We start from the raw sequence: 25,794 nt of genomic DNA on the forward strand, positions 1-25,794 counted from the left end.
GCCATGGCACAGGGCACGGTCCAGGTGACACACACCGGCACATCGCGGTGGCGGCGCCGCACAGGCGAATACCCCACCCTCACCGCGGCCCTGGAGGCCGCCGCGGACGGCGACGTCCTCACCGTCGCTCCGGGCACCTACCGGGAGAATCTGGTCCTGCACCGCGCGGTGACACTGCGCGGGGCCGAGGGCTCGGTCGGCTCGGTGCGGATCGCGCCGGTGGACGGTGTCCCGCTGACCGTCCGTTCCTCCGCCGTCGTCACCGATGTACATGTGGAGGGCCAGGACTCGACGGCCCCGGCGCTGCTCGTCGAGGACGGGGCGCCGGAGCTCGCGGATCTGCGCATCGTCACGCGTTCGGCCGCCGGGATCGAGGTGCGCGGGGCGGGCCGGCCCACGGTGCGCCGGTGCACGGTCGACAACCCCGCCGGGGCCGGCATCGCCGTACTCGACGGCGCGGGCGGGGTGTTCGAGCAGTGCGAGGTCGTCTCGGCCGGCCAGTCCGGTGTCTCGGTACGGGACGGCGCGCATCCGCGGCTGGAGCGCTGCCGGATCCATCACGCCTCGGGCTCGGGGCTGAGCGTCACCGGCGAGGGCAGCGGTCTGGAGGCCGTCGGCTGCGAGGTCTACGAGATCAAGGGCAGCGGGATACAGGTGTCGGCCCGTGCGGCGGCCCATCTCACCGACTGCACGGTGCACCGCACTTCGGCGGACGGGGTCACGCTCGACACCGACGCCGTGCTGACCCTGGCCGACTGCGACATCCACGACGTCCCCGAGAACGCGGTGGATCTGCGGTCCCGTTCGGTCCTGACCCTGACCCGTTCCACCGTGCGCCGGTTCGGCCGCAACGGGCTCTCGGTCTGGGATCCGGGCACCCGCGTCGACGCCAATCAGTGCGAGATCCACGACAGTACGGGCGACTACCCCGCGGTCTGGGTCAGCGACGGGGCGACGGTGATCCTGGACTCCTGCCGGCTCCACGACGTGCCGGACGCCCTGTTCGTGCTCGACCGGGGGTCGCGCGCCGACGTCGTCGACAGCGACCTCTCGCAGATCCGCAACACCGCGGTGTCCGTGAGCGACGGGGCGACGGCCCAGCTCGACGACTGCCGCATCCGCGAGACGTCCACCGGCGCCTGGTTCCGCGACCACGGCAGCGGCGGCACGCTGAACAACTGCACCATCGACACGGCACAGACCGGAGTGATCGTCACCAAGGGCGCCGACCCGACGATCGAGCGCTGCACGGTCACCTCGCCCACCGAGGCCGGTTTCTACGTCTCCGCCGAAGGCCGCGGCACTTTCCACGACTGCCGGGTCACCGGCAGCGAGGGCTACGGCTTCCACGTGATGGACGGCTGCCGCACGACGCTGACCCGGTGCCGCACCGAGCGGTGCGCCCGCGGCGGTTACGAGTTCGCCGACGGCGGCGACGGCCAGGGCACCGGGCCCGTCGTGGAGGACTGCACGAGCGACGAGAGCGCGTTGCGCTCCCCCGCCCCCGCGGCGCCCGCCGTGCTGACCGCCACCCAGCCGGCCTCCCCCGGGCTGCTGGGGGCGGTTCCCGGTCCGCGCGCCGCCGATCCGGCATCGGCGCAGCCGCCCGCCCGCCCGGCGCGCGACCCGGACACCGTCCTCGGCGAACTGGACGCCCTGGTGGGCCTGGACAGCGTCAAGCGGGAGGTGCGCGCCCTCACCGACATGATCGAGGTCGGACGGCGGCGCCAGGAGGCGGGCCTCAAGGCGGCGTCGGTACGGCGCCACCTCGTCTTCACCGGCTCCCCAGGCACCGGTAAGACCACGGTGGCCCGGCTGTACGGCGAGATCCTCGCCTCGCTCGGGGTGCTGGAACGGGGACATCTGGTCGAGGTGTCCCGTGTCGATCTGGTGGGTGAGCACATCGGGTCGACCGCCATCCGCACCCAGGAGGCGTTCGACCGGGCGCGCGGCGGGGTGCTGTTCATCGACGAGGCGTACGCCCTGTCGCCCGAGGACTCCGGCCGCGACTTCGGCCGCGAGGCGATCGACACGCTCGTGAAGCTGATGGAGGACCACCGGGACGCGGTGGTCGTGATCGTCGCCGGGTACACCCACGAGATGGAACGGTTCCTGACCATCAACCCGGGCGTGGCGTCCCGCTTCTCACGCACCATCACCTTCGGCGACTACGAGCCCTCCGAACTGCTCCGGATCGTCGAGCAGCAGGCCGACGAGCACGAGTACAGCCTGGCCCCCGGCACCGGTGAGGCACTGCTGAAGTACTTCACCGAACTGCCCAAGGGCCCGGCCTTCGGCAACGGCCGCACCGCGCGCGGGACGTTCGAGTCGATGGTGGAGCGGCACGCGGGCCGGGTCGCCCAGCTCTCCGCGCCGAGCACGGACGACCTCAGCCTGCTCTACCCGGAGGACCTTCCGGAACTCCCTTGAGAACGCGGCGACTTCGGTGACGCGTCCGCCGCCGCCTGACGGGGCAGGAGGGGGCCGAGGCGGTCGAGCAGCGCGGTCCGCTCCTCGGCGAAGACCGGGTCGGCCTGGTAGTCGAAGTGCCCCAGCACGGGCTCGGGCAGCGGGTGTTCGGGCGTGCGTCCGTAGACCAGGGGGTCCTTCAGCGGCCCCCGGTCCACCGCGGGTCCCGGCGCCTCGTCGAGCCCGACCCGGCCGCCGATCGGGTCGGTGGCCCGCCAGAGATTGCGCCAGCAGTTCACGGTGCGGTGCAGGGCGTGCAGCGGTACGGCGCCGAAGTAGGCCGGGAACCAGCGCCCGTACAGGCGCTCGATCGGCGAACCGTAGGTGAGCAGGGCGACCCGGCCCCGGGTCGCCGCGGGCAGCTGCCACACCGCCGACGCGGCGAGGACGCTGCCCTGGGAATGGCCGGAGATGACGAGTCGGCCACCGGTGAGCCCGGTCCAGCCGGACATCCGCGACACCAGGTCGGGGACGGCTCGCTCGGCGTAGCAGGGCGGCGCGAAGGGGTGGGCGGCGCGCGGCCAGAACGTGCCGACGTCCCAAAGGATGCCGATCGTGCGCCGCGCGGAGGCGTCGCGGTAGGCGCGTCGCCCCGAGGTGACGAACAGTATGAAGCCGAACCCGATCAGCCAGGATCCGGTGGACTGGGCCGCCTCGGCCACGGCCTCGGCGAACGCGCCGTTCCCCTTCAGCGCGACCCCGGGAACCTCGCCGCTCGCCCAGGCGCCCCAGACCGCCACCGCGCCCAGCAGCAGCGTGGCCCCCGCGATCGGCCCGGCGATCGCGGGGGCGGAGTCGGTGAGGGCCGCCGCGGCCCGGATCCGGGCGATCTGCCGCGTCCGGGCGGGGTCCGGCCGCTCCTGGCCGTACTCCCTCTCGATCCCGGGCTCCAGCGCGCGGGCGGTGAGCCAGGTACGGACGAGGAGCAGGAGGCCGGGGACGACGAGAAGCGCCAGCAGCACCGGGATGACCGCGGCCTGCCAGCTCAGCAGCACCGGCGGTCCCTGGATGACGGCACCGGCCGTGCCCGGTGTGCCGGGGCCGTCGAGCCAGTCGGCGACGCGCTGGGCGACCCCTCCGGTCATGACGCCGCCGAGCGCGCAGGCGAGCATGGCCACCACCGGTCCGCCCAGTCCGAGCAGGACGGTGCGGGGTTCGGGTGTCCTGCGGTGGAGACCGAGGGCCACCCCGGCGAGCAGGAGCACGAGCACCACCTGGGCGAGCGTGAGGACGCCGAAGGCGAGGTGCCCGGGCAGGGCGCCCGTGGAGACCCAGCCGGGGCGCGACCAGGCGGCGTACCCGCCGGCGAGGACGAGCAGGGCCAGTGCGGCGCCCGGGAGGGAGGTGACGAGGGCGCGGTCGAGCCGGTTGTCCAGGCGCCGTTCGCTGCGCCCGCGGCGGCAGACGACCCAGAGCACGACCAGCGCGCCCGCCACGAGGGCCGCCTCGACGAAGCGGCCGAAGACGACGGGAACGGGGCTGGGGGCGGCGCGGTCGTGGCGGGCGGCGGCGCCCGCGACGAACGCCGCGACGGTGAGGAACCCGGCGGCGGTGTGGGCGGCGCGCAGCCGGGCGACCAGCCGGCGGCCGTACCAGAAGCCGGGCCTGCCGAGGGCCGGGCGGCCCTCGGCCGAGACCCCGGGGGCGCCGGGCCCGTCTCCGGTGCCCGGGTCGGGGTCGTCCGGTCCGAAGGCGGTGAGCGGGCGCTGCGACTCGTACGCGCTCCACGTCCGGTTGGACAGGAGCCACAGCAGTGCCACCAGGGCCGTGGGCACCAGCGCCGCGACGGCCAGCCGCCGCCCCGGCTGGGACCACCAGCCGCCCCGCGCCGACGACAGGAAGCCGAGCCAGGACCGCCGGTCCGAGCAGTCCGGGACGCCCGCGCACTGCCAGGCCGTCAGGTCCAGCGCGACCTCGCACGCCGCCGCGGTCAGCAGGATCGTGAGGCTGAGCGCGACGAGTCGGACGAGGACGCCGTACAGGCGCACCGCGCGGGTGCGGGCCCGGGCCGTGGGGCGCATCCAGTGGGCGAGGTTGACGACCATGAACGGGAGCAGCAGCAGCCACAGCGCCCGGGAGCCGTTGCCGGAGGTGAGGTTGGACCAGCAGTAGGCCTCTTCGATGGGCCGGTCGCGGTACCGCTCCGGGTGCTGCTCGGCGTCCGTGTCCCCGGGGCGCCGGTAGACGGCGGCGGTCGCGTCGCCGGTGATCCGGACCACGCGGGGGTCGTCGAGCATCTCCTGGGGGGTGGCGCCGCCCACGCCGTGGACCAGCAGCTCCAGCGCTGGCCCCGGCGACGGGGCCTGGGTGGCAGGTGGCACTGAGGTGACTCGCTCTCTTGCTCGTGGGGGGCCTGATGGACAGTCACCAGGATTGTCGCGGACCGGCGGGGCCCACGCCGCTCTCATCGGAATCTCCCCACTGCGTCGGCCGACGACACCGCGTGGCAGGATGATCCCGTTCCGGAGGGCTGGCGGTCGGCGGGAAGGAAAGGACCGGCGTTGAGCGAGAATCAGAACCTGCTCGCGGAGCAGCGGCGTGCCCTGATCCTCGACGAGGTGCGCAGGCGGGGCGGGGTCCGGGTGAACGAGCTGACCCGCAGACTGAACGTCTCCGACATGACCGTGCGCCGGGATCTGGACGCGCTGGCCCGCCGGGGTGTGATCGAGAAGGTGCACGGCGGCGCCGTCCCGGTGGTCGAGCCCAGCACCCACGAACCCGGTTTCGAGGCCAAGTCCGCCCTGGAGCCGACCGCCAAGGAGGACATCGCGCGGGTGGCGGCGGCGATGGTGGTGCCCGGCAGTGCCGTCGCGCTCTCCGGCGGCACGACGACGTACGCGCTGGCCCGGCGGCTGGTGGACGTACCGGATCTGACGGTGGTGACCAACTCGGTGCGCGTCGCCGACGTGTTCCACTCCGCGCAGCGTGCGAACGCGGCGGGCGGGGCGCGCTCCAAAGCCGCCACGGTGGTGCTCACGGGCGGGGTGCGGACCCCGTCCGACTCGCTGGTCGGTCCGGTCGCCGACCAGGCGATCGCCTCGCTCCACTTCGACGTGCTGTTCCTCGGGGTGCACGGGATCTCGGTGGAGGCCGGTCTGTCGACACCGAATCTGGCGGAGGCCGAGACCAACCGCCGTTTCGTCCAGTCCGCGCGGCGTGTGGTGGTGGTCGCGGACCACACCAAGTGGGGCACGGTGGGCCTGAGTTCGTTCGCCGGACTGGATCAGGTGGACACCTTCGTGACGGACGCGGGGCTGTCGGCGGCGGCCCGCGAGGAGATCGAGGAGCACCTGCCGGGCCTCCTGGTGGCCGAGCCGGCCCCGGACGACGTCTGAGGTCCTGGACGACGCCCGAGGTCCCGGGTCGGCTCGCGGCCCCGCGGACGAGGGCCGGGTTCGCGTGCGACGCGTGGGCGCCGACCCGGCCGGGCCCCGGACGGCGGCGGCGCGGATGGCCGGTACGGGTGGCCCGTGCCGCCGTTCGGAGCCGTTCACCGGTCCCCGTGCGCCGGTCCGGTGGAAGACTCGGGGGGTGAACGAATCCTCGGACGATACACGGCTGCGCTGTCTGGTGACGGGGGCCACCGGGTACATCGGCGGGCGCCTGGTGCCGGCATTGCTCGACGCCGGTCACCGCGTGCGTGCGACGGCACGGGATCCCCGGAGGCTGCGCGACCATCCGTGGGCGGACCGGGTCGAGGTGGTGGCGGCCGACGTCCGGGACGCCGGGTCCCTGCGGGCCGCGATGCGGGACGTGGACGTGGCGTACTACCTGGTGCACGCGCTCGGCTCCGGGGCGGGCTTCGAGGAGCGGGACCGCGAGGCGGCCCGGATCTTCGGCGAGCAGGCGCGGGCCGCGGGGGTCGGGCGGATCGTGTACCTCGGCGCGCTCACCCCATACGGGGTGCCCGAGCGGGAGCTGTCCCCGCATCTGCGGTCGCGGGCCGAGGTGGGGCGGGTACTGCTCGGTTCCGGGGTGCCGACGGCCGTGCTGCGGGCCGCGGTCGTCATCGGGTCGGGCTCGGCCTCCTTCGAGATCCTGCGCCACCTCACGGAGCGGCTGCCGGTGATGGTCACCCCGAGCTGGGTGCGCACGTCGATCCAGCCGATCGCGGTGCGGGACGTGATCCGGTATCTCGTCGGCTGCGCCGGGCTGCCCGCCGAGGTGAACCGCGCTTTCGACATCGGTGGCCCGGACGTCATGACGTACCGGGACATGATGCGCCGGTACGCGGAGGTCGCCGGGCTGCCGCGCCGGTTGATCCTGTCGGTCCCGGTGCTCACCCCAGGGCTCTCCGGCCTGTGGATCGGGCTGGTGACCCCGGTGCCGCCCTCGATCGCCCGGCCGCTGGCGGAGTCGCTGCGGCACGAGGTGGTCTGCCGCGAGCACGACATCGCCCGGTACGTGCCCGATCCGCCGGGCGGTGCCCTCGGCTTCGACCAGGCGCTGCGGCTGGCACTCCAGCGGGTCAAGGAGGCACGGGTGGACACCCGTTGGTCCTCCGCCTCGGTCCCCGGCGCGCCCAGTGATCCCCTGCCCACGGACCCGGACTGGTCGGGCGGCACGCTCTACCTCGACGAACGGGAGCTGACGGTGTCGGCAGCGCCGGAGGCGCTGTGGCGGGTGATCGAGGGCGTCGGCGGCGAGAACGGCTGGTACTCGTTCCCGCTCGCCTGGGCCTTGCGGGGGTGGCTCGACCGGATCTTCGGGGGTGTCGGGCTGCGGCGCGGGCGGCGGGACCGGCAGCGGCTGCGGGTGGGCGACTCGCTGGACTTCTGGCGTGTGGAGGAGATCGTCCCCGGTGAGCTGCTGCGGCTGCGCGCGGAGATGCGGCTGCCCGGTCCGGCGTGGCTCGAACTGTCGGTGGTGCGTGACGGGCGCGGGCGCACGGTCTACCGGCAGCGCGCACTGTTCCACCCGCGCGGGCTGCTCGGCCATGCCTACTGGTGGAGCGTGTGGCCGTTCCACGCGGTGGTGTTCGGCGGCATGGCCCGTAATATCGCCGCCGCCGCGCACTCGGCCCCGCGACGCCCCGGGGCTGATGGCGTTGCAGGCGAAGACATCTGACGGAGCATCAGCTATCGTGTGCGCGGTCCCGTACGCCGCCGCCGACCGCACGGAGGTGCGCCCGTGTCCCGCCGACTGCGTTCCGTGGGGATCGACTTCGTCGATTCCGCTCCCGTGCGCCTGGTGTTCGCCGCCGGGATGTCCGCGCCTCCCGAGAGGGTCTACCGCGCCCTCGCCGACGAGGTGGCGGACTGGCCTCACTGGTTCACCTCGGTCACGGCGGCCCGGCCCACGGGCACGGGGACGGGGCGGGAGGTCCGGCTCAAGGGCGGCGCGGTGCTGCGCGAGACGATCCTGGCGGCGGATCCCGGCGAGCGGTACGCCTACCGGGTCGACGAGGCGGGCGCCCCCGGAGTCCGGGCCCTGGTGGAGGAGTGGCTGCTCACGCCGGACGGGGCCGGCACGCGGGTGCGGTGGACGTTCGCCGCGGACGGTCCCGGGCCCTTCCGGTTCGTCCTGCGGCTGGGCCGCTCCGGGTTGGGCCGGGCGTTCCGGGACGCGGTGCGCACGCTCGACGGGCGGCTGGCCGGTCCCCGGGCGTGAGCCGGTCCGCGGGCCCGCCGCGGGACGGGCCCGGCGCCGGGCCGTGTCCGGGAGGGGATCCACGCCCCGGCCGCCCCTGCTACCCCGACCAGCCCTCTCCGCCCAGGAAGGCGTCGATGGTCTTCGCGTACGGGGCGATGTCCAGGCCCTGCCCGGCGACCCAGTCGTCGGAGTAGTACTTGTCGAGGTAGCGGTCGCCGGGGTCGCAGATCAGCGTGACGACACTGCCCGTGCTGCCCCGCTCCACCATCTCGGCGACCAGTTTGAACGCGCTCCACAGGCCGGTGCCGGTGGAGCCGCCCGCCTTGCGGCCGATGGCCTTCTCCAGGGCGCGGACGGCGGCGACGCTGGCCGCGTCCGGCACCTTCATCATCCGGTCGATCGCCCCGGGGAGGAAGCTCGGCTCCATCCGGGGCCGGCCGATGCCCTCGATGCGGGAACCGCAGTCGCTGGTGGCCAGCGGGTCGTTCCGGGTCCAGCCGTCGAAGAAACAGGAGTTCTCCGGGTCGGGCACGCAGATCCGGGTGTCGTACTGCATGTAGTGCACATAGCGCGCGATGGTCGCCGAGGTGCCGCCCGTCCCTGCCGTGGCGACGATCCATGCCGGCTCCGGGTAGCGCTCCAGTCTGAGCTGCTGGTAGACGGACTCGGCGATGTTGTTGTTGCCGCGCCAGTCGGTGGCCCGTTCGGCGTAGGTGAACTGGTCCATGTAGTGGCCGCCGGTGTCGGCGGCGAGCGCGGCGGATTCCTCGTACATCGTGCGGGAGTCGTCGACGAAGTGGCACCGGCCTCCGTGGAATTCGATCAGTCGGCACTTCTCGGGGCTGGTGGTGCGGGGCATGACGGCGATGAACGGAACGCCGATCAGCTTGGCGAAGTACGCCTCCGAGACGGCCGTGGAGCCGCTGGACGCCTCGATCACCGGCTTGCCCGGCCGGATCCAGCCGTTGCAGAGCCCGTAGAGGAAGAGCGAGCGCGCCAGCCGGTGCTTGAGGCTGCCGGTGGGGTGCGTCGACTCGTCCTTGAGGTAGAGGTCGATGCCCCATGCCTCGGGCAGCGGGAAGCGCAGCAGGTGGGTGTCGGCGGAGCGGTTGGCGTCCGCCTGGACCTTGCGGACGGCTTCCTTGAGCCAGGCCCGGTATCCGGGGTCGGAACGGTCGACGTCGACGGTCGACGTGACCGGGTCGTCGTGTCCCTGCTGAACCGTGCTCATGGGCGCGCTCCTCCTCGTGTCACCGGAACTCCACGCCGCCCACGATATTCCCCTCACCTGCACAAACGTTTCCTTTGATGGGCCATAGCCTTGGCTTGGCCCCGGCGCGCGGTACGGGCGCGCCCATGCGCCGGGACGCGACCTGGCGCGACGGTCCCGGCTTGTGCAGACTGCCCATCAGAACATTACGAAGGGGGCGAAACAGCCATGCAGGAAACGGAGTTCAGTGCGACGGGGGTTCGGATCGAACGGTGGGCCCGGTCGCTCACCAGGGCCGGGCAGGTGGTCGTCAAGGACGGCAGGGTGGCCCTGCTGACCAGCTACGGACGGGAGATCGACAGCGCCCCGGTGCGGGCGGTGAGCGCGGGCAGGCCGTGGTTCGCCGGGGCCGGTGCGACCGTGGCGCGCCTCAACGGGACGCGCTACCGGCTGACGATGGGACAGCGCGGCCACGGGCCGGACCGGACGGGCCCGGCCCGCAGGTTCCTGGAGACGCTGCGCAGCGCGGGCGGCCGGATGACCTGAGCGGATTGCACCGCCGGCACCTCGCGAGTTGCGGGGCCGCGTCCCCTGGGCGACATTGGTCACACGTCACTCATGGTTCACCGGCGGTGACACTGTGACCTCTCCGCCGGGCAGGGACCCGGCAGGCCGCCTGCCGGATCCGTTCCTCCGTCTTCTTCCGGACCTATTTCGGGGAGTCGCAGCCGTGATCAGCGAGCCAAGCAGGCACTGCACGGTGGAGCTCCAAGCCCTGCCGTCGCGGATCGGTCAGGTCCGCAGAATCATTTCGGCGCAGCTCCGCTACTGGCATCTCGATCCCTTGATCGACCATGCGGCACTCGGCGTCACCGAACTGCTGACCAACGTCCACCGGCACGCCCAGCCGGACAAGTCGTGCACCGTCGAGATCGAGTTGCTGCTCGAACGGCTGACGGTGTCCGTCCACGACCACGACCCGCGGCTGCCGACGGTGCGGGAGGCCGGTGCGTCCAGCACGTCGGGGCGTGGTCTCGCGCTGATCGCGGCCGTCAGCGAGAGCTGGGGAGCCCGCCCGAGGGGCGCGACCGGGAAGGTCGTCTGGTTCACGCTCCCGGCGCCCGCTCGGTTCGCCGTGCGGCCGTCCCACCCCGTGTACGGGGCGACCACGGACGGACCGTTCGAGCCGGACGCCGCCGCGTACCCGGCGGGCCGGGCCCCGTCCGTCGCCCGGTCGGTGGTGGTCGGGTAGCGGGAACGGGCGCGACGGCGGCCGTGCCGCCGGCTCGTGGCCGAGGGCACGGGCATGCACCCGAGCACCGCCCGCGCCGCGGTCGACAGGCCGACGACGGAGCCGGCCGACGGCCGGGGACCACCGGAGCCCGGCCCGGCGGTTCACGGCGGCGCGGACACCCGCGCCCCGCCCCGACGGCCGGGCCGGCCATGAGCACCACCGCCCCGGTCGGACGCCTCGGCAGGCGCGGTCTGCGGCGCCGTGTCTCAGGCGAGAGCGGCCAGCGGGTCGTCGAGCACCGGCTGCCAGGCCAGCTCGGCCGCGCCCACCAGGCTGTTGTGGTCGAGCGTGCACGGCAGGATCGGCACACTGCCGCTGCGCCCCCACAGACTGCGGTCGGCCACCACGGCGCGCAGCCGCTCGGGGTCCGCGTCGAGCAGGGCGCGGTGCAGTCCGCCGAGGATGATGCGGTCCGGGTCGAGGATGTTGACCAGCCCGGCGAGCCCGAGGCCGAGCCGGTCGATCAGCTCCTCGGCGGCACCCCGCACCGCCGGGTCGTCGTACTCCGTGCGCAGCAGATCCCCGGCCTGCTTGAGCAACGACTCCTCCGGACCCGGTTCGCGGCGGGCCGCGAGCAGGAAGGCCAGCGGGTCGGTCTCTACGTCCAGGCAGCCACGGCCTCCGCAGTGGCACGGGCGTCCGTCGGGGTTCACCGTGAGGTGCCCGACCTCCAGCGCGAGCCCCGAACTCCCGGTGTGCAGACGGCCGTCGAGAACCAGCGCACCGCCCACCCCGCGGTGTCCGGTGGCCACGCAGAGCAGGTGCCGGGCGCCGCAGCCTGCGCCGTGTCGGTGTTCGGCGAGCGCGGCAAGGTTCACGTCGTTCCCGGCGAACGCGGGTCCTGGGATGCCCGCCGCCGCCACGTGGGCGGCGAAGATCTCGCGCACAGGGGCACCCGCGGGCCAGGCGATGTGCAGGGGGTTGAGCGCGGTCCCCTCGGGTTCGGCGACCGCGGACGGCACCGCGATTCCCGCGCCGATACAGCGCCGTCCGCTGTCCCGCAGCAGGCGGGCGCAGTCGTCGACGACCGCTCCGATGATCTGCGCCGGATCGGCCGTGACGGTGACGCATCCGGGTGCGGTGGCGACGATCCGCCCGCCGAGCCCGACGAGCGCGACCCGGTACCCGTCCGCGTGCACCTGCGCGGCTACCGCGATGGGGCCCGACTCCCGTACGGACAGCCGGTGCGAGGGGCGGCCTTGGGAACCGGCGGCGGAGCCGGGCCGGGAATCGACCTGGATCAGGCCGAGCGCCTCCAGCTCAGAGGCGACCGCACCGGCCGTCGCCCGGGTGACCCCGAGTTCGGAGGTGAGGACGGCGCGGGTGGGCGCGCGTCCGGTGTGGACCAGTTCCAGCGCGGGCCCGAGCGCACTGCGGCCCCTCTCCAGCTTCGTCCGGGCGGTGGTCACCTTTCCGTTCATGGGGGCGAGTCTCCCATGATCCGCACGTTCTACGACGCCCCGGCGGCGCCCACACGTCCCGGGCGGCCGTCTTGCACACGTTGTCCCGGCGACCCTGTCCCGAGTTCATGCCACAACTGCACAAATTGCGAACGGCCTTGCCCGGAACCCCGTCGCAAACACCGCGCCAGCCACCGGCTCGGGACCGATCCGTGGCGTGCCGCTCGGTCCGATCGGCCCTACCGGTCCTACCGGTCCTACCGGTCCTACCGGTCCTACCGGTCCTACCGGTCCTACCGGTCCTACCGGTCCTACCGGTCCTACCGGTCCTACCGGTCCATCATCGACAGCGCCCGCTGTGCCAACGGATGGGTCCGGACCAGTTCGGCCAGCGACGTCGTCCCCCGCGTCACCCCGGCGAACGCGTTCCAGGCCGGGCGGAACCCCGTGAGCACCGCGTGCAGCACACCCGGGCGCCGCTCGAACAGCTTCAGCATGCGGCGGCCGACGCTCATCTCGACGCCGAGTCCGGCCTTGATGGCGAAGGCATAGTTGAGCGCCTGGCGCCGGGCGTCCACCGCGTCGTGCGACTCCGCGATCCTCACCGCCCACTCACCGGCGAGGCGCCCCGACCGCAGCGCGAAGGAGATGCCCTCACGGGTCCACGGTTCCAGCAGCCCCGCCGCGTCGCCGCACACCAGCACCCGCCCGCGTGACAGCGGCGAGTCGTCGCTGCGACAGCGCGTCAGATGCCCGGAGGAGATCTCCGGCTCGAACCCGGCGAGCCCCAGCCGGGCGATGAAGTCCTCCAGGTATCGCTTGGTGCCCGCGCCGTCGCCGCGTGCCGAGATGACACCGACGGTGAGGGTGTCGCCCTTGGGGAACACCCAGCCGTAACTGCCGGGCATGGGGCCCCAGTCGATCAGCACCCGCCCCGCCCAGTCCTCCGCGACAGTCCGCGGAACCGGGATCTCCGCCTCCAGACCGAGGTCCACCTGGTCCAGCTTCACCCCGACGTGGGCGCCTATCCGTCCGGCGCTGCCGTCGGCGCCGACGACCGCGCGGGCCAGAACGGTCTCGCCGCCGGCCAGCACCACGGCGACCGTCCGCCGGTCCGGCACCGCGGCACCGTGCTGCTCGACCCTCGTCACGGTGACACCGGTACGGAGTTCGGCACCCGCCTTCTGCGCCTCCTCGACCAACCCCGCGTCGAACTCGGGACGGTTGACGAGGCCGAAGAGCATCCGTTTGGAGCGGCGGGTGCGCGCCAGCCTGCCGTTGAGCGAGAACGTCACCGCGTGGACCCGGTCCCGCAGCGGCAACTCGAATCCGGGCGGCAGCGCGTCCCGCGAGAACCCGATGATCCCGCCGCCGCACGTCTTGTAGCGCGGCAGCTCGGCCCTTTCGAGGAGCAGTACCCGTCGGCCCGCGACCGCCGCAGCGTACGCCGCGGATGCTCCGGCCGGCCCACCACCGACCACGACGACGTCCCACACGGTCGACTCTTCGCGCTCATGCACGGCGTCTGCGTTCTCGCTGCTCACGATGTGCTTCTGCTCCCGATCCCACCAATGGCCCATGCTGCTCACGGCATCCTACGGCGCGCCCGGCCGGACACCCCCTGTGGGAGGATCGGCCGTACGTTCACCCTGCACGCGCGCCGCACCATCGGTGCGCGCACCCGGATCCATAACCCATAACGTCGCACCCACGAGGAGCGTGCCCATGACCGCCCATCCGATCTCCGAGACCATCGCCTCGCTGATGCCCCGTGCCAAGGCGGAGCTGGCCGAGCTGGTGGCCTTCCAGTCGGTGGCGGATCCCGCGCAGTTCCCGAGGAGCGAGTGCGAGGCCGCCGCGAACTGGGTCGCCGACGCACTCCGCGCCGAGGGCTTCCAGGACGTCGCCCTGCTCGACACCCCCGACGGAACACAGTCGGTGTACGGCTTCCTTCCGGGGCCGGCCGGTGCCCCGACCGTACTGCTCTATGCGCACTACGACGTGCAGCCGCCGCTCGACGAGTCCGCCTGGCTCTCCCCGCCGTTCGAGCTGACCGAGCGGGACGGCCGCTGGTACGGCCGGGGCGCGGCCGACTGCAAGGGCGGCTTCATCATGCACCTCCTGGCGCTGCGCGCCCTGAAGGCCGACGGCGGCGTCCCGGTCTCGGTCAAGGTGATCGCGGAGGGCTCCGAGGAGCAGGGCACCGGCGGTCTGGAGCGGTACGCCGAGGCGCACCCCGAACTGCTCGCGGCCGACACGATCGTCATCGGCGACACCGGCAACTTCCGCGTCGGCCTGCCGACGGTCACCGCCACGCTGCGCGGCATGACGATGCTGCGGGTCACCCTCGACACCCTCGAAGGGAACCTGCACTCCGGGCAGTTCGGCGGCGCCGCCCCGGACGCGCTGGCCGCGATGATCCAGCTGCTGGCGTCTCTGCGCGCCGAGGACGGCAGCACCACCGTCGACGGCCTCACCTCGGACACCGGGTGGGACGGACTCCAGTACCCGGAGGCCGAGTTCCGTAAGGACGCGAAGGTCCTCGACGGCGTCGGGCTGATCGGCACGGGTACGGTGGCCGACCGGATCTGGGCCCGCCCCGCCGTGACCGTCATCGGTATCGACTGCCCGCCGGTGGTCGGCGCCACCCCCTCGCTCCAGGCGAGCGCACGGGCCCAGATCAGCCTGCGGGTACCGCCGGGCCAGGACGCCGCCGCGGCGACGGAGCTGCTGACAGCGCACCTCGTGGCGCACTCGCCGTGGGGAGCCAGGGTGTCGGTGGAACAGGTCGGCCAGGGCCAGCCGTTCCGCGCGGACACCTCCAGCCCCGCGTACACGTCGATGGCACGGGCGATGGAGGCCGCGTACCCCGGAGAGACGATGCAGACGTCCGGGATGGGCGGCTCGATCCCGCTCTGCAACACCCTGGCCGCGCTCTACCCGGAGGCCGAGATCCTGCTGATCGGCCTGAGCGAGCCGGAGGCACAGATCCACGCCGTGAACGAGAGCGTGTCGCCCGAGGAACTGGAGCGTCTGTCGGTCGCCGAGGCTTTGTTCCTGCGCAACTACGCCGAGTCCAAGCAGGTCTGACGCTACATCGGGAGGGGTGCCCCGCGAGTCCCGGGCTCGCGGGGCGATCCGGGCTCGTACCAGGGCTCGCGGGGCGATACGGCCTCGATCAGGGCTCAGGGGGCGAGCAGTGCGGGCCTTTCCACGCCCCGGCCCTGCCCGCCCCCGACGGCGTCGGCCGTGCGCGCCTTCGTGGTACCTGGCCGCGGGCGGTCGTACTGCCGTGCCGTACGCGCCGCGCGTGCTGTCGGCCGTACGGGCTCTCGCGGCGCCTGCCCGGCGGGGCCGCTCACCCTGATGCCGCACCCGACCCGGCGACCCGCCGTCATCGGCACCGAAGCGGGCCGGCGCGGAACCGTCCGCCTCAGCCGACCGGGATCCCGGCCTCCAGGTTGAGCACGGTCTGCCGTTCCCGGGCGCGCAATGCCCAGCGCAGCCGCTCGTAACGGGTGGGAGGAAGCAGGGTGGCGGCCTCCTCCTCGGTGACGAACCGCCAGCCGCGCAGCTCCGAGTCCGGCAGCAGCAACCGCTGCACGTCCGCGCCTGGCAGCAGTCCGCCGTCGAAGAGCATCCTGAGACCTCCGTAACCGGGCGGGTGGGGCGCCTCCCAGTCGATGACCAGGAGCTTGGGCACCCGGTCGAGGTGGATCCCTATCTCCTCGGCCACCTCGCGGATCCCGGCCTGTGCCGGTGCCTCGCCCGCCTCGACCACTCCGCCGGGGAACTCCCAACCCGGCTTGTACGTCGGATCGACGAGCAGGACGCGGTCGTGCTCGTCGAAGAGCAGCACCCCGGCCGCGACGGTCTCCCCGGTCGGGGCGGGGGTCTGCACGATCTCGCAGGCGGTGGCCGCTCCGGTGCGCACCGCCTCGGCTATGCGCTCGGCCGTCTCGTAGGGGGTGAGTGCGCTGGTGTCGATCGTGTGGGCGTCACGGGTGAGCCAGTCGAGCGCCGCCCGGTAGGGGCCGATGTGTTCGTAGGCCCATTGCTGGACCCGTTCGCTGTGCTCGGGGTCGTCGGCGTACTCCACCCGGTCGGCGATGCGTTTACGCAGGATCGTTTCCTCTGGCGAGAGCAGCACATGGCGCACCGGTATGCGCCGGGAGGCGAGCCCGCCGAAGATCTCGTCGCGGTATTCCTGCCGCAACAGTGTCATCGGCACCACCAGCACGCCGGACACCTCGGCCAGCAGAGCCGCGGCGGTGTCCACGACCAACCGCCGCCACATCGGCAGGTCCTGGAGGTCCGTCACCTCCGCGAGCCTCTTCTGGGGCAACAGGTACCGCAACCCCGCGCCGATCAGCCCGGGGTCGTAGAAGGTGCTGTTCGGGATCAGATCGACCAGCTCGCGCGCGGCGCTCGTCTTCCCCGCGCCGAACGCACCGTTGATCCAGACGATCATTGATACTCCAGAACTGGTAGGCCGCTGAACAGGGGCGGAGCAGTATCGTGCAGGTCATCTGGGAGCGGCATGGAAAAAGGAGGCGTCCACAACCCCGCGCCCACTACTTCTTTCTCCCATACGCGCTGAAGGTACTCCCCGATTCTCTCCTCCATCGCGACCGTTACCTCGCTGTACACACCCTCCACACCCGGAAGCTCATGCCCCATTGGGGCCTCCACCGCCACGCGTGGAATGTCACCCGGCTCGTCCAGCTTCGCCTTGTGCCAGTGCCGCAGCCGGTAGATGTCCTGCCCGGCCATCTCCGAGACCGCCGGCATCGCGGGACGCGGCCACCACGCGTACCGCGGCCCGGAGCCCCGCTTCTCGGCTCTGGCCTGCGGCCACCGCACGATCTTCAAGTCCGCACAACCCGGTGATCACGCGGTGGCCGTACCCGTTCCCAGCCGGGTCCACGACAAGATCGCCAAGTCAGACTGGAGTACTAAGTTACCGGTATTGCACCTAGCCCTGCACCGCACCCGACCAGGCAGTGCTCCTCTTGACCGCTAGGCAGCGTAGGAGCCCCGCGACGCGGCCCGGTCCAGTGCCCGCAGCAGCCCTGGCTCCCACCCGGCGCGGGGCGTCGTAGGCGAGCAGGCCGGAGGCGGTGACCAGGCAGGCTTCCCCCCCCCCCCCCGCGCCGGAAACAGACCAGCGAACTGCTCGTCGCTGAACAACGGCCCCAGCTCGTCCCGCACCCGGATCGCCAGGCTCCCCTTCGGGAACGCGGCCCGCGCCACCCGCACCGTCTCCGCCGGGATCTCCCCAGACCCCTTCGGCTGCGTCGACATCCGCACCGTCCCCATACGACAACGTCGGCCTTCAAGACCACAACCGGGTCTTGAAGGCCGACGTCACGCACAGGCCCGAATTAACCAACAGCATCGCCAAAGTGGCCCGGGCCCCACGGGCAGCGGTGAGCGCCAGCTAAGTGCCGCATCAGGCAACGTTTGCCCCGTCGCACCGCCCGGCACGCACGCTCGCGGCGTTGGCCGAAAGCCCACGTAGCCCGCTACGAGGGCATTCGGCCGCCTTGCGATCGCACGCACCGGACGCCGCTCCTTCCGGGCAAACCTTGCCGGTCACGGCACTAGTCCCAGTTGCATCCGTGGATAGCGACGGCCACCGGGTTCATCGCCTCGTCCCAGGAGAGGTTCGGGCGGTCTGACTCGAAGTCCCAGCTCACGCCGCCGAGATAGTGGCCGAAGATGTTGTACGAGTAGCGGGCGTGGCAAGCCATCTGCTCGTACACGGATGAACCTTGGTCCGCGGTGAGGCGTGACGACGGGTAGGGGACGGTGTCCCAGATCTGCCGCCACAACTCGTCATAGTTCGTGTCTGCGTCGTCGTACCCAGTTTCCGTCGGGAAAGCCGAGATGGTCAGTACCCCAGTCTCCTGATTCAGTACGACGCCCACCCTGCTAACCCAGTTTGCAGAAGTGTCCGCTCGGTATCCCGCGCAGTAGCCATGCTCCGGGCACCCCTCCACGTCGGCAGCGGAGTCGGTGGTGTACCAGATTTTCGCCCCAGGTTTCCCGGAGAACGTCTGGTAGGTCTGCTGCAGCTCGGAGTCCCACTGTTCGTCGCTCGTCGGATAGCCGAAGGCGCCAGCTTCCCAGTCGAGCTCTCCCCACAGCCCGCCGATCGACTTGCGTACCGCGTGCGCGCCATTCGAGAGCGTCGGGTGCCAGTAGATGGTGCCGCCCTGGAACTGCTGACGCTTGCCGACGTTATCGGGGTTGGTGAGTTCATCGCTGAGCGGATAGCCGAGGACACCAGCTTCCCATCCGAGCTGCCCCCACTTGTCGCCGATGGTGCCCCAGACGGGGTGAGCCCTGGTTACAGGGTGCCAGTAGATGGTGCCGCCCACGAACTGCTGACGCTTGCCGACACCATCAGGGTTCGAGAGTTCACCAGTGACGGGACAGCCAAGGGGTGACGACGTATCGCCCAGGTCAATGTACTTGGCCAGGATGTCACCGCCGACTTCCTGTCCGCAGAACGGTTGCGCGGAAGCCGGTGCGGCCTGCACACCGAGGATGAGACAGGCAGTCGCGGTGACGACGGCTACTGCCTTGGAGGTGTTACGCGTCCACCGTCTGACGAGTCGACTCATGGTTACTCCTGGTGAGGGTGGTGTACACAGAGCCCGGCCTGACTGCATCGACATCGGACGGCGAGCAGTTCGAAGGGCGTGCGTTCACTATCCCGGCGATTTGGCCCTGTCAGCACAATGGAGTGAAAGTGACAGAAAATCACCACGGTCTGACGGATAGAGGTTGCTGAGGCCTTCGATGTCGACGCCGAACGCTTCAGTTGGCGAGTGAGTGTGTGCGGTGGCGAATGGAGTGGGCGGCGTCGAGGCGGTGAGCGAGCCACGGTGACCGTGCCTCCGCTGATAGCGGCATACCCGTCCAGGATCCGGCAGTAGACCGCCGAAGGCGCCCGCAACCTTAGGCAGAGACGTCGGGAGCGCCTGCAGAAGGCCCGGGAGTACCTGGACGACAGCCAGCGGCGGCTGTCGGCGCGACGTGCGGCGACGCGCCGACGGCTCGCACACCGGCCGCCCACATTTTGCGCGACCGTCACCTCAGCCCACTTTCCTCAAGCCCGGGTCCTCTTGAATACTCCGTCTGGCCCTCTTCGTGGACGGACATCACCGAAGCAACAGGAGGACCCCCACAGCCATGACCGAAATCAATCGGCGCCGCTTCCTTCACATCGCGGGAGCCACCACAGGGTTCGCCGCCCTGTCCGGCTCCATCGACCGCGCCGCAGCCATCCCCGCGGCGCGCCGCACCGGAACCGTCCAGGACATCGAACACATCGTCGTCCTCATGCAGGAGAACCGTTCCTTCGATCATTACTTCGGGTCGATGAAGGGCGTCCGGGGCTTCGGAGACCCCCGCCCGGTGACACTGCCCAGCGGCAAACCGGTGTGGCACCAGGCAAGCGGCGGCAAGGAAACCCTGCCCTACCACCCGGACGCCGACGACCTGGGCATGCAGTTCATCGCGGGCCTCGACCACGACTGGGCCGGCGGCCACAACGCGTTCAACAACGGCAAGTACGACAACTGGATCCCCGCCAAAGGCGTCGGCACCATGGCGTACCTGACACGGGACGACATCCCGTTCCACTACGCCCTCGCCGACAAGTTCACCATCTGCGACGACTACCACTGCTCATTCATCGGTGCGACCGACCCGAACCGCTACTACATGCTCTCCGGACACGTCGGCAACGACGGCACCGGCGGCGGCCCGGTCCTCGGAAACCAGGAAGCAGGCTACGGCTGGACGACATACGCTGAACGCCTCGAGAAGGCGGGCATCTCCTGGAAGGTGTACCAGGACATCGGCGACGGCCTCGACGCGGCCGGCGGCTGGGGCTGGATCAACGACGCATACCGCGGCAACTACGGCGACAACTCCCTGTTGTACTTCAACAACTACCGCAACGCCAAGCCCGGAGACCCCCTGTACGAAAAAGCCCGCACCGGCACGAACGCCAAGGCAGGAGACGGATACTTCGACATCCTCAAAGCCGACGTCAAGGCCGCCAGGCTGCCGCAGATCTCCTGGATCGCCGCCCCCGAAGCGTTCTCCGAACACCCCAACTGGCCCGCGAACTACGGCGCTTGGTACATCTCGCACGTTCTTGACGCGCTCACCTCAAATCCCGAGGTATGGAGCAGGACCGCCTTGTTCATCACATACGACGAGAACGACGGCTACTTCGACCACGTCGTGCCGCCCTACCCGCCGGCCTCCGCCGCCCAAGGCCTGTCCACCGTCGACACCGCACTCGACCACTACAGGGGCAGTATCGGATACGCCGCAGGCCCCTACGGCCTCGGACAGCGCGTCCCGATGATCGTTGTCTCGCCGTGGTCCACCGGCGGATACGTCTGCTCCGAGACCTTCGACCACACCTCGATCCTGCGCTTCATGGAGGCCCGGTTCGGAGTGCAGGAGACCAACATCTCACCATGGCGGCGCGCCATCTGCGGTGACCTCACATCCGCCTTCGACTTCTCCCTCGAGATCACGGACCTGCCTGACCTGCCGGACACCGCGGGCTACGCCCCGCCGGACCGCGACCGCCACAACAGCTACGTACCGAGGCCACCCTCCCAGGGCACCCTGCCCCGGCAGGAGGCCGGGGCGCGGCCGAGCCGCCCGCTGGCCTACGCTCCCTACGTCGACGGGGCCGCAGACCTCACGACCGGCAAGTACAAGCTGACGTTCAGCGCAGGGGGTCAGGCGGGTGCCGCCTTCCAGGTGCGCTCGCAGAAGCGCACCGACGGCCCGTGGACGTACACGGCGGCAGCCGGAAAGCCCGTTTCCGACAGCTGGAACTCGGTCTACTCGGGCGGCAGTTACGACCTTACGGTCCACGGCCCGAATAGTTTCCTGCGCACCTTCAAGGGCAACAACAAAGCGGCCGAGCCGGAGGTGACGGCACGCCACGACGCCGGCAACCTGAAGCTCACCCTGACCAACCCGTCGTCCGTCGACGCACACCTCACCGTGACCAACGCGTACGGCGGCGAGCGCCGAATCTACACGGTCCGCGCCGGCGCCACCGTCGAGCAGGGCATCGACCTGCGCGCCACCAAGCGCTGGTACGACCTGACGGTTGTCGTCGAGGGCAACGCCGGATACCTGCGGCGCCTGGCCGGGCACGTCGAGAACGGTCAAGCCGGCGTGAGCGACCCGGGCATCGCAACCATGTGAGACCCGCACCCCACCACCCAGCGGACGGCGGAGCACACACCCGGAGGATGACGCGCATCAGCGCGACGTGCCGGAGGTCACCGAGCTCTCGGACACACGCACGAGCAAGCACACCGGTAGGAAAACCCCTGGCCGGTCGGGCCACCCCGTCGTGGGCGCGCTCGACGGCCTGGGTTACCGCGTTGCCTTTGGCAGCCGCGGTCGTGGCCGCCCTCGACGAAGAACTCGACCGGCACCACGCGGCCGGGCCCGCTGGGCGCCAGCTACGACGCTGCGTAAGCGTCCCCTTCACGGAGGTCGCGCGTGCCACCCTGCAGTTGCCTGAAGGCTCCTTCGGTAGTCCCGCAGTCCCCGGACCTTCCGAACCGCTCCGGCGCCGTGTTCGGCCCGTGGGAGCCGACCATCTTGGGCTGGGACGTCTCCGCCGGTCGCGAGCAGCAGCAACGATGGCTGAGGTCACGTTGCCGAGGGACTCCGGTCCCTCGGCGGGTGACAGCCTGTTCGCGGCGTTCAACGAACGGGTGAACCGCTCCAGTTGGTGGCCGAGGGCGTGCGGCCGTCGTTGGCCGGCTGCCGTGGCCTGTCCGGGGACCTGGCACGGTCCGCCGCGGTGGCGGAGGCGGTGCACAGGCTGCTGTGCCGAGCTGTCGAGGCCGGGCCCGACCACCGATTGCACGGGTTCGGCGGTGGGTCTGTCACGTTCGCGCGGGGACAGGGCTGGTCTCTGACGCTGCGGGCAGGGGGCACCTTCGTTGCCGGAGAACCTACTGCTCACCTCGGCGGCCGACTACATGCTCGCCGTCTCTGCCGGCGCGCGGGACGGCGGGAGGGTTCGAGGTCGGAAGATAAAGAACGAGCTAACCCCGCCGCGCCGCCACGGCCGCCGCACCGACCAGCCCCGCGTCGGCGCCCATCACGGCGGGAACCACCGTGAGCCGCCGTACGAAGGAGAGCGTGGCGTACCGGTCGAGGGCCCGGCGCAGTGGAACGAAGAGGATGTCGCCCGCTCCCGCCACTCCCCCGCCGATCACCGCGATGTCGATCTCGACCAGCACCGCGGTGGCGGCGATCCCGGCCGCCAGCGCCTGCGCGGCCCGTTCGAACGAGGCCAGGGCGATCCGGTCCCCGGCACGTGCGGCGGCGGCCACGGCCGCGGCCGAGACATCGCCGTCCGGCCCGGGCCGCCAGCCCGTCTCCACCGCCCGGCGAGCGATGTTCGGCCCGCTGGCGATGCGCTCGACGCAGCCGTACGAGCCGCAGGGGCACGGGGCGCCGTCCAGATCCACGCTGACGTGACCGATGTGCCCGGCGTTGCCCGTGGGGCCGGGGTGGAGTTCTCCACCGAGGACGAGTCCCCCTCCGACACCGGTGGACACCACCATGCCCAGGGCGTTGTCATGATCGCGCGCCGCGCCCAGCCAGTGTTCCCCCGCCGTCATCGCGACCCCGTCGCCGACCAGTTCGACCGGCAGTGCGCCGACCGCCCTGCCGACGCGCTCCACCAACGGGAAGTCACGCCAGCCGGGGATGTTGACGGGGCTCACCGTGCCGGCCGAGGCGTCCACCGGACCCGCGCTGCCGATGCCGACAGCCGTCACCCGCCCCCACATCGGCGCACCGGACAGCTCGGCCAGGACCTCCGTCACCGCGCGCATGACCGCCTCGCCACCCTCCCGGGCGGGCGTCGGCCGCTGCGCCCGCACGAGGAGCCCGCCGCCGCCGTCCACCAGCGCGGCGGCGATCTTGGTGCCGCCGATGTCCAGCGCGGCGACGAGGTCGGATTGCACGGGTGCGGCTCCGTGTGCTCGGGAGGGGCGGGCCTGTGGCCTTCGATCGGATCCGGTCCGGCCCGGCGAACGGTCGATACAGTCTCCATGCGGTTGACAACGTTGTCCAGAGCCGTATGCTCGGCGCGCAGCATTCGGTCCCGCAGCGCCGCTCACGGGGCCCCTGCCGGACCGCCGGTACCCGACGACAGGACAGCGCACCGTGGCCGAGGCCGCCCGTCACCCCGAGCCCCGTCACGACAACGAGCCCCGTTACGGCAACCGGCCGACCATGAAGGATGTGGCCGCGCGCGCCGGGGTCGGGCTGAAGACGGTCTCCCGCGTGGTCAACAGCGAGTCCGGGGTGACGCCGGACACCGAACGCCGGGTCCGGACGGCCATCGAGGCGCTCGGTTTCCGCCGCAACGACAGCGCGCGTGTGCTGCGCAAAGGCCGTACCGCCTCCATCGGCCTGGTCCTCGAAGACCTCGCCGACCCGTTCTACGGGCCACTGAGCCGTGCGGTCGAGGAGGTCGCCCGAGCCCACGGCGCCCTGCTCATCAATGGGTCGAGCGCCGAGGACCCGGAGCGCGAGCGGGAATTGGTGCTCGCGCTGTGCGCGCGCCGGGTGGACGGTCTGATCGTGATCCCGGCCGGGAACGACCACCGCTATCTGGAACCGGAGATGAAGGCGGGCGTCGCCACCGTCTTCGTGGACCGGCCGGCCGGCCGCATCGACGCCGACACGGTCCTGTCCGACAGCTTCGGCGGGGCCCGGGAAGGCGTCGCCCATCTCATCGCACACGGCCACCGCCGGATCGGTTTCATCGGCGACCAGGCGCGCATCCATACAGCCGGGGAACGACTGCGCGGCTATCACGCGGCCATGGCGGACGCCGGGACGGCGGTCGACGACTCCTGGGTGTCCCTCGGGTCCACCGAACCGGGGCGGGTCCGGGCCGCCGTCGAGAGGATGCTGTCCGGCCCCGAACCCGTCACCGCGCTGTTCACGGGCAACAACCGCGTGACAGTGACGGCGGTACGCGTCCTCGCGGAACGGGAACGCCCGACCGCTCTGGTCGGCTTCGACGACATCGAGCTGGCCGATCTGCTCGGCATCACCGTCGTCTCGCAGGACGCCGCCGCCGTCGGCCGCACCGCCGCCGAACACCTCTTCCGGCGCCTCGACGGCGCGGACCACTCCCCCGCACGCGTGGAACTGCCCACCAGGCTCGTCCCGCGCGGCTCGGGCGAGCTGCCGCCCGCCTGAGCCGCGCGGAGAGTCCGGGCGTCGTCGTCACGGCGCGGCCACGGTGAGCCCGGCCCGGCCCGGCCCGGCGAACGCGTACAGGTCCGCGCGTGTCAGCCCGGTCAGCCGGGCGACCTCGGCGGTGTCCAGAGCGCCGCAGTCGATGCCGCGCAGGAGGTATCCGCCGAGCGCCTTGGCGGTGGCGGGTTCGTCCATGACGTCGCCGCTGGTCCTGGCGGCGTACGCGGCGAGCCGCGCGGCGGCCTGCTCCAGGCCCTCGCGGTAGAAGGTGTACACGGCCGCGTACCGGGTCGGCAGTTGCCCCGGGTGCATGTCCCAGCCCTGGTAATAGGCGCGGGTCAGCGCGCGGCGGGTAAGGCCGTGGTGGAGCCGCCATGCCGCGTGGACCCGCTGGGTGGGGCCGACGGGCAGTACGTTGGTGGATCCGTCGCAGACCCGTACGCCGGTACCGGCGGCGGCGACCTGCATGACGGCCTTGGCGTGGTCGGCGGCCGGATGGTCGCTCGCCTGGTACGCGGCGCTGACGCCGAGGCAGGCGCTGTAGTCGAAGGTGCCGTAGTGCAGTCCGGTGGCCCGGCCCCGCGCCGCGTCGATCATGCGGGCGACGGCCGCGGTGCCGTCGGCGGCGAGGATGGACTGGCTGGTCTCGATCTGGATCTCGAAGCCGAGCCGCCCGGCCGGCAGTCCGTGTGTCCGCTCGAACGCTTCGAGGAGCCGCGCGAAGGCGGTGACCTGCTCGGGGTAGGTCACCTTGGGGAGGGTGAGGACCAGCCCGTCGGGGAGGCCGCCCGCCCGTATCAGGCCGGTGAGGAAGATGTCCGTGGTGCGGATGCCCCGGTCGCGTACGGCGGCTTCCATGCACTTCATGCGGATGCCCATGTACGGGGCGGCCGTGCCGTTCGCGTACGCCTCCGCGACCAGCCGCGCGGCTCGGGCCGCGGCCTCGTCCTCCTCGGCGTCGGGGCGGGAGCCGTAGCCGTCCTCGAAGTCGATGCGCAGGTCCTCGACGGGTTCGCGCTCCAGTTTGGCGCGGACCCGGTCGTGGACCGGTGCGGCGAGTTGGTCCGGAATACCGAGGACGGCGGCGAACGACGCCGCGTCGGGCGCGTGCTCGTCGAGCGCCTTCAGCGCCCGGTCCCCCCAGGAACGGATGGTGCGGGAGGTGAACGTGTCGCCGGGGACGTAGACGGTGTGGACCGGCTGGCGGGTCCCAGGGTCCCCCGGGTAGCGGCGGGCGAGTTCGGCATCGACCGCGGCAAGGGAGACGTCGATCTCCGCAACGACCGTCCCGGCGAGGCTCGTCGCCACCTGCTCCTGCTGACCCATCGCACACTCTCCACACCAAGGAAGTTTTCGCGTCACGGAATCAACAATCCGGATAGTGAAGCTATAAGGCCGCCGATCCGGCGTCAATGGTGATCGGAAAAGGTCCGGGGCCGTGGGGTGGTGTCACCACCGCACGGCCCCGGACCGGGACGACGACCAGGGGTCAGGGGTTTCAGCCCTTGCGGGCCTTGATCTCGTCGGTGAGCTGGGGCACG

18 protein-coding genes and 1 pseudogene are annotated in these 25,794 nt (G+C 71.8%); 9 read left to right on the forward strand and 10 right to left on the reverse strand.

The genetic code is table 11. The features are described 5' to 3' along the window. The first annotated feature begins 3 nt into the window (after positions 1-3). Positions 4-2,430 (forward strand): right-handed parallel beta-helix repeat-containing protein, encoded by a 2,427-nt coding sequence (locus tag ACGF2V_RS29365; RefSeq protein WP_362627241.1) that lies wholly within the window; start codon positions 4-6, stop codon positions 2,428-2,430. Here the strand turns inward: ACGF2V_RS29365 and ACGF2V_RS29370 are convergent. Continuing rightward, complete coding sequence (locus ACGF2V_RS29370) at positions 2,400-4,877, reverse strand: hypothetical protein (protein WP_392913637.1); 2,478 nt, start codon at positions 4,875-4,877, stop codon at positions 2,400-2,402. The genes ACGF2V_RS29365 and ACGF2V_RS29370 overlap by 31 nt on opposite strands. A 93-nt stretch (positions 4,878-4,970) precedes the next feature. Here ACGF2V_RS29370 and ACGF2V_RS29375 point away from each other — a divergent pair, with 93 nt between their 5' ends. The 3 genes from ACGF2V_RS29375 to ACGF2V_RS29385 all read left to right on the forward strand — a co-directional run bounded on the left by ACGF2V_RS29375 (position 4,971) and on the right by ACGF2V_RS29385 (position 8,079). Continuing rightward, a complete protein-coding gene (locus ACGF2V_RS29375) occupies positions 4,971-5,804 on the forward strand; it encodes a DeoR/GlpR family DNA-binding transcription regulator (protein WP_362627238.1) in 834 nt (277 codons plus the stop codon). Positions 5,805-6,000: 196 nt separating this feature from the next. Continuing rightward, positions 6,001-7,536, forward strand: a complete 1,536-nt coding sequence (locus ACGF2V_RS29380; RefSeq protein WP_362627236.1) for an SDR family oxidoreductase — start codon at positions 6,001-6,003, stop codon at positions 7,534-7,536. Between the two features lie 63 nt (positions 7,537-7,599). Beyond that, positions 7,600-8,079: an SRPBCC family protein gene (locus ACGF2V_RS29385; RefSeq protein ID WP_362710625.1), complete on the forward strand. Its 480-nt coding sequence runs from the start codon at positions 7,600-7,602 to the stop codon at positions 8,077-8,079. 79 nt (positions 8,080-8,158) lie between these two features. Here ACGF2V_RS29385 and ACGF2V_RS29390 read toward each other — a convergent pair whose 3' ends face one another. Beyond that, positions 8,159-9,292 (reverse strand): PLP-dependent cysteine synthase family protein, encoded by a 1,134-nt coding sequence (locus ACGF2V_RS29390; RefSeq protein ID WP_362627229.1) that lies wholly within the window; start codon positions 9,290-9,292, stop codon positions 8,159-8,161. A gap of 207 nt (positions 9,293-9,499) precedes the next feature. On the opposite strand from ACGF2V_RS29390, the gene ACGF2V_RS29395 reads away from it, so the two are divergent. Together ACGF2V_RS29395 and ACGF2V_RS29400 are read left to right on the forward strand one after the other, a co-directional pair. After that, on the forward strand, positions 9,500-9,817 hold the full coding sequence (locus ACGF2V_RS29395; protein WP_362627226.1) for a hypothetical protein: 318 nt from the start codon (positions 9,500-9,502) through the stop codon (positions 9,815-9,817). 184 nt (positions 9,818-10,001) lie between these two features. Further along, complete coding sequence (locus ACGF2V_RS29400) at positions 10,002-10,523, forward strand: ATP-binding protein (protein WP_362627223.1); 522 nt, start codon at positions 10,002-10,004, stop codon at positions 10,521-10,523. Between the two features lie 248 nt (positions 10,524-10,771). Here ACGF2V_RS29400 and ACGF2V_RS29405 read toward each other — a convergent pair whose 3' ends face one another. Further along, complete coding sequence (locus ACGF2V_RS29405; protein ID WP_362710630.1) at positions 10,772-11,986, reverse strand: ROK family protein; 1,215 nt, start codon at positions 11,984-11,986, stop codon at positions 10,772-10,774. Positions 11,987-12,294: 308 nt separating this feature from the next. Further along, positions 12,295-13,509, reverse strand: coding sequence for a geranylgeranyl reductase family protein (locus ACGF2V_RS29410; protein WP_362627217.1), 1,215 nt, complete (start codon positions 13,507-13,509; stop codon positions 12,295-12,297). A 181-nt stretch (positions 13,510-13,690) separates the two neighbouring features. On the opposite strand from ACGF2V_RS29410, the gene ACGF2V_RS29415 reads away from it, so the two are divergent. After that, entirely contained in the window at positions 13,691-15,055 is a 1,365-nt protein-coding gene (locus tag ACGF2V_RS29415; protein ID WP_362710633.1) for a dipeptidase, read from the forward strand. 343 nt (positions 15,056-15,398) lie between these two features. Here the strand turns inward: ACGF2V_RS29415 and ACGF2V_RS29420 are convergent, their stop codons facing one another. The 4 genes and pseudogenes from ACGF2V_RS29420 to ACGF2V_RS29435 all read right to left on the reverse strand — a co-directional run bounded on the left by ACGF2V_RS29420 (position 15,399) and on the right by ACGF2V_RS29435 (position 18,594). Beyond that, positions 15,399-16,436 carry an NUDIX domain-containing protein gene (locus ACGF2V_RS29420; RefSeq protein WP_362627211.1) on the reverse strand — a complete coding sequence of 346 codons (1,038 nt, stop codon included), beginning with the start codon at positions 16,434-16,436 and terminating at the stop codon, positions 15,399-15,401. After that, a complete protein-coding gene (locus ACGF2V_RS29425) occupies positions 16,433-16,738 on the reverse strand; it encodes a hypothetical protein (protein ID WP_362627208.1) in 306 nt (101 codons plus the stop codon). Before ACGF2V_RS29425 ends, ACGF2V_RS29420 begins: the two co-directional genes overlap by 4 nt. Positions 16,739-17,083: 345 nt before the next feature. Then, positions 17,084-17,269 (reverse strand): annotated as a pseudogene (locus tag ACGF2V_RS29430) (IS5/IS1182 family transposase); the annotation flags it as partial. Between the two features lie 299 nt (positions 17,270-17,568). Next, positions 17,569-18,594, reverse strand: coding sequence for a hypothetical protein (locus ACGF2V_RS29435; protein ID WP_362710636.1), 1,026 nt, complete (start codon positions 18,592-18,594; stop codon positions 17,569-17,571). 571 nt (positions 18,595-19,165) lie between these two features. Between ACGF2V_RS29435 and ACGF2V_RS29440 the strand changes: the two genes are divergently transcribed. Then, the gene (locus tag ACGF2V_RS29440; RefSeq protein ID WP_362710639.1) at positions 19,166-21,217 is read left to right on the forward strand and encodes a phosphocholine-specific phospholipase C; all 2,052 of its coding nucleotides are present in this window, start codon (positions 19,166-19,168) and stop codon (positions 21,215-21,217) included. Positions 21,218-22,074: 857 nt separating this feature from the next. Here ACGF2V_RS29440 and ACGF2V_RS29445 read toward each other — a convergent pair. Next, positions 22,075-23,004 (reverse strand): ROK family protein, encoded by a 930-nt coding sequence (locus ACGF2V_RS29445; protein WP_362627202.1) that lies wholly within the window; start codon positions 23,002-23,004, stop codon positions 22,075-22,077. 202 nt (positions 23,005-23,206) lie between these two features. Here ACGF2V_RS29445 and ACGF2V_RS29450 point away from each other — a divergent pair, with 202 nt between their 5' ends. Then, positions 23,207-24,253: a LacI family DNA-binding transcriptional regulator gene (locus ACGF2V_RS29450; RefSeq protein WP_392913643.1), complete on the forward strand. Its 1,047-nt coding sequence runs from the start codon at positions 23,207-23,209 to the stop codon at positions 24,251-24,253. A gap of 27 nt (positions 24,254-24,280) precedes the next feature. On the opposite strand, the gene ACGF2V_RS29455 is transcribed toward ACGF2V_RS29450, so the two are convergent. Then, positions 24,281-25,579: a DUF6986 family protein gene (locus tag ACGF2V_RS29455; protein WP_362627199.1), complete on the reverse strand. Its 1,299-nt coding sequence runs from the start codon at positions 25,577-25,579 to the stop codon at positions 24,281-24,283. Positions 25,580-25,794 lie beyond the last annotated feature (215 nt).

It is taken from the genome of Streptomyces sp. NPDC047982, assembly GCF_043204165.1.
Taxonomy (GTDB): Bacteria; Actinomycetota; Actinomycetes; order Streptomycetales; family Streptomycetaceae; genus Streptomyces.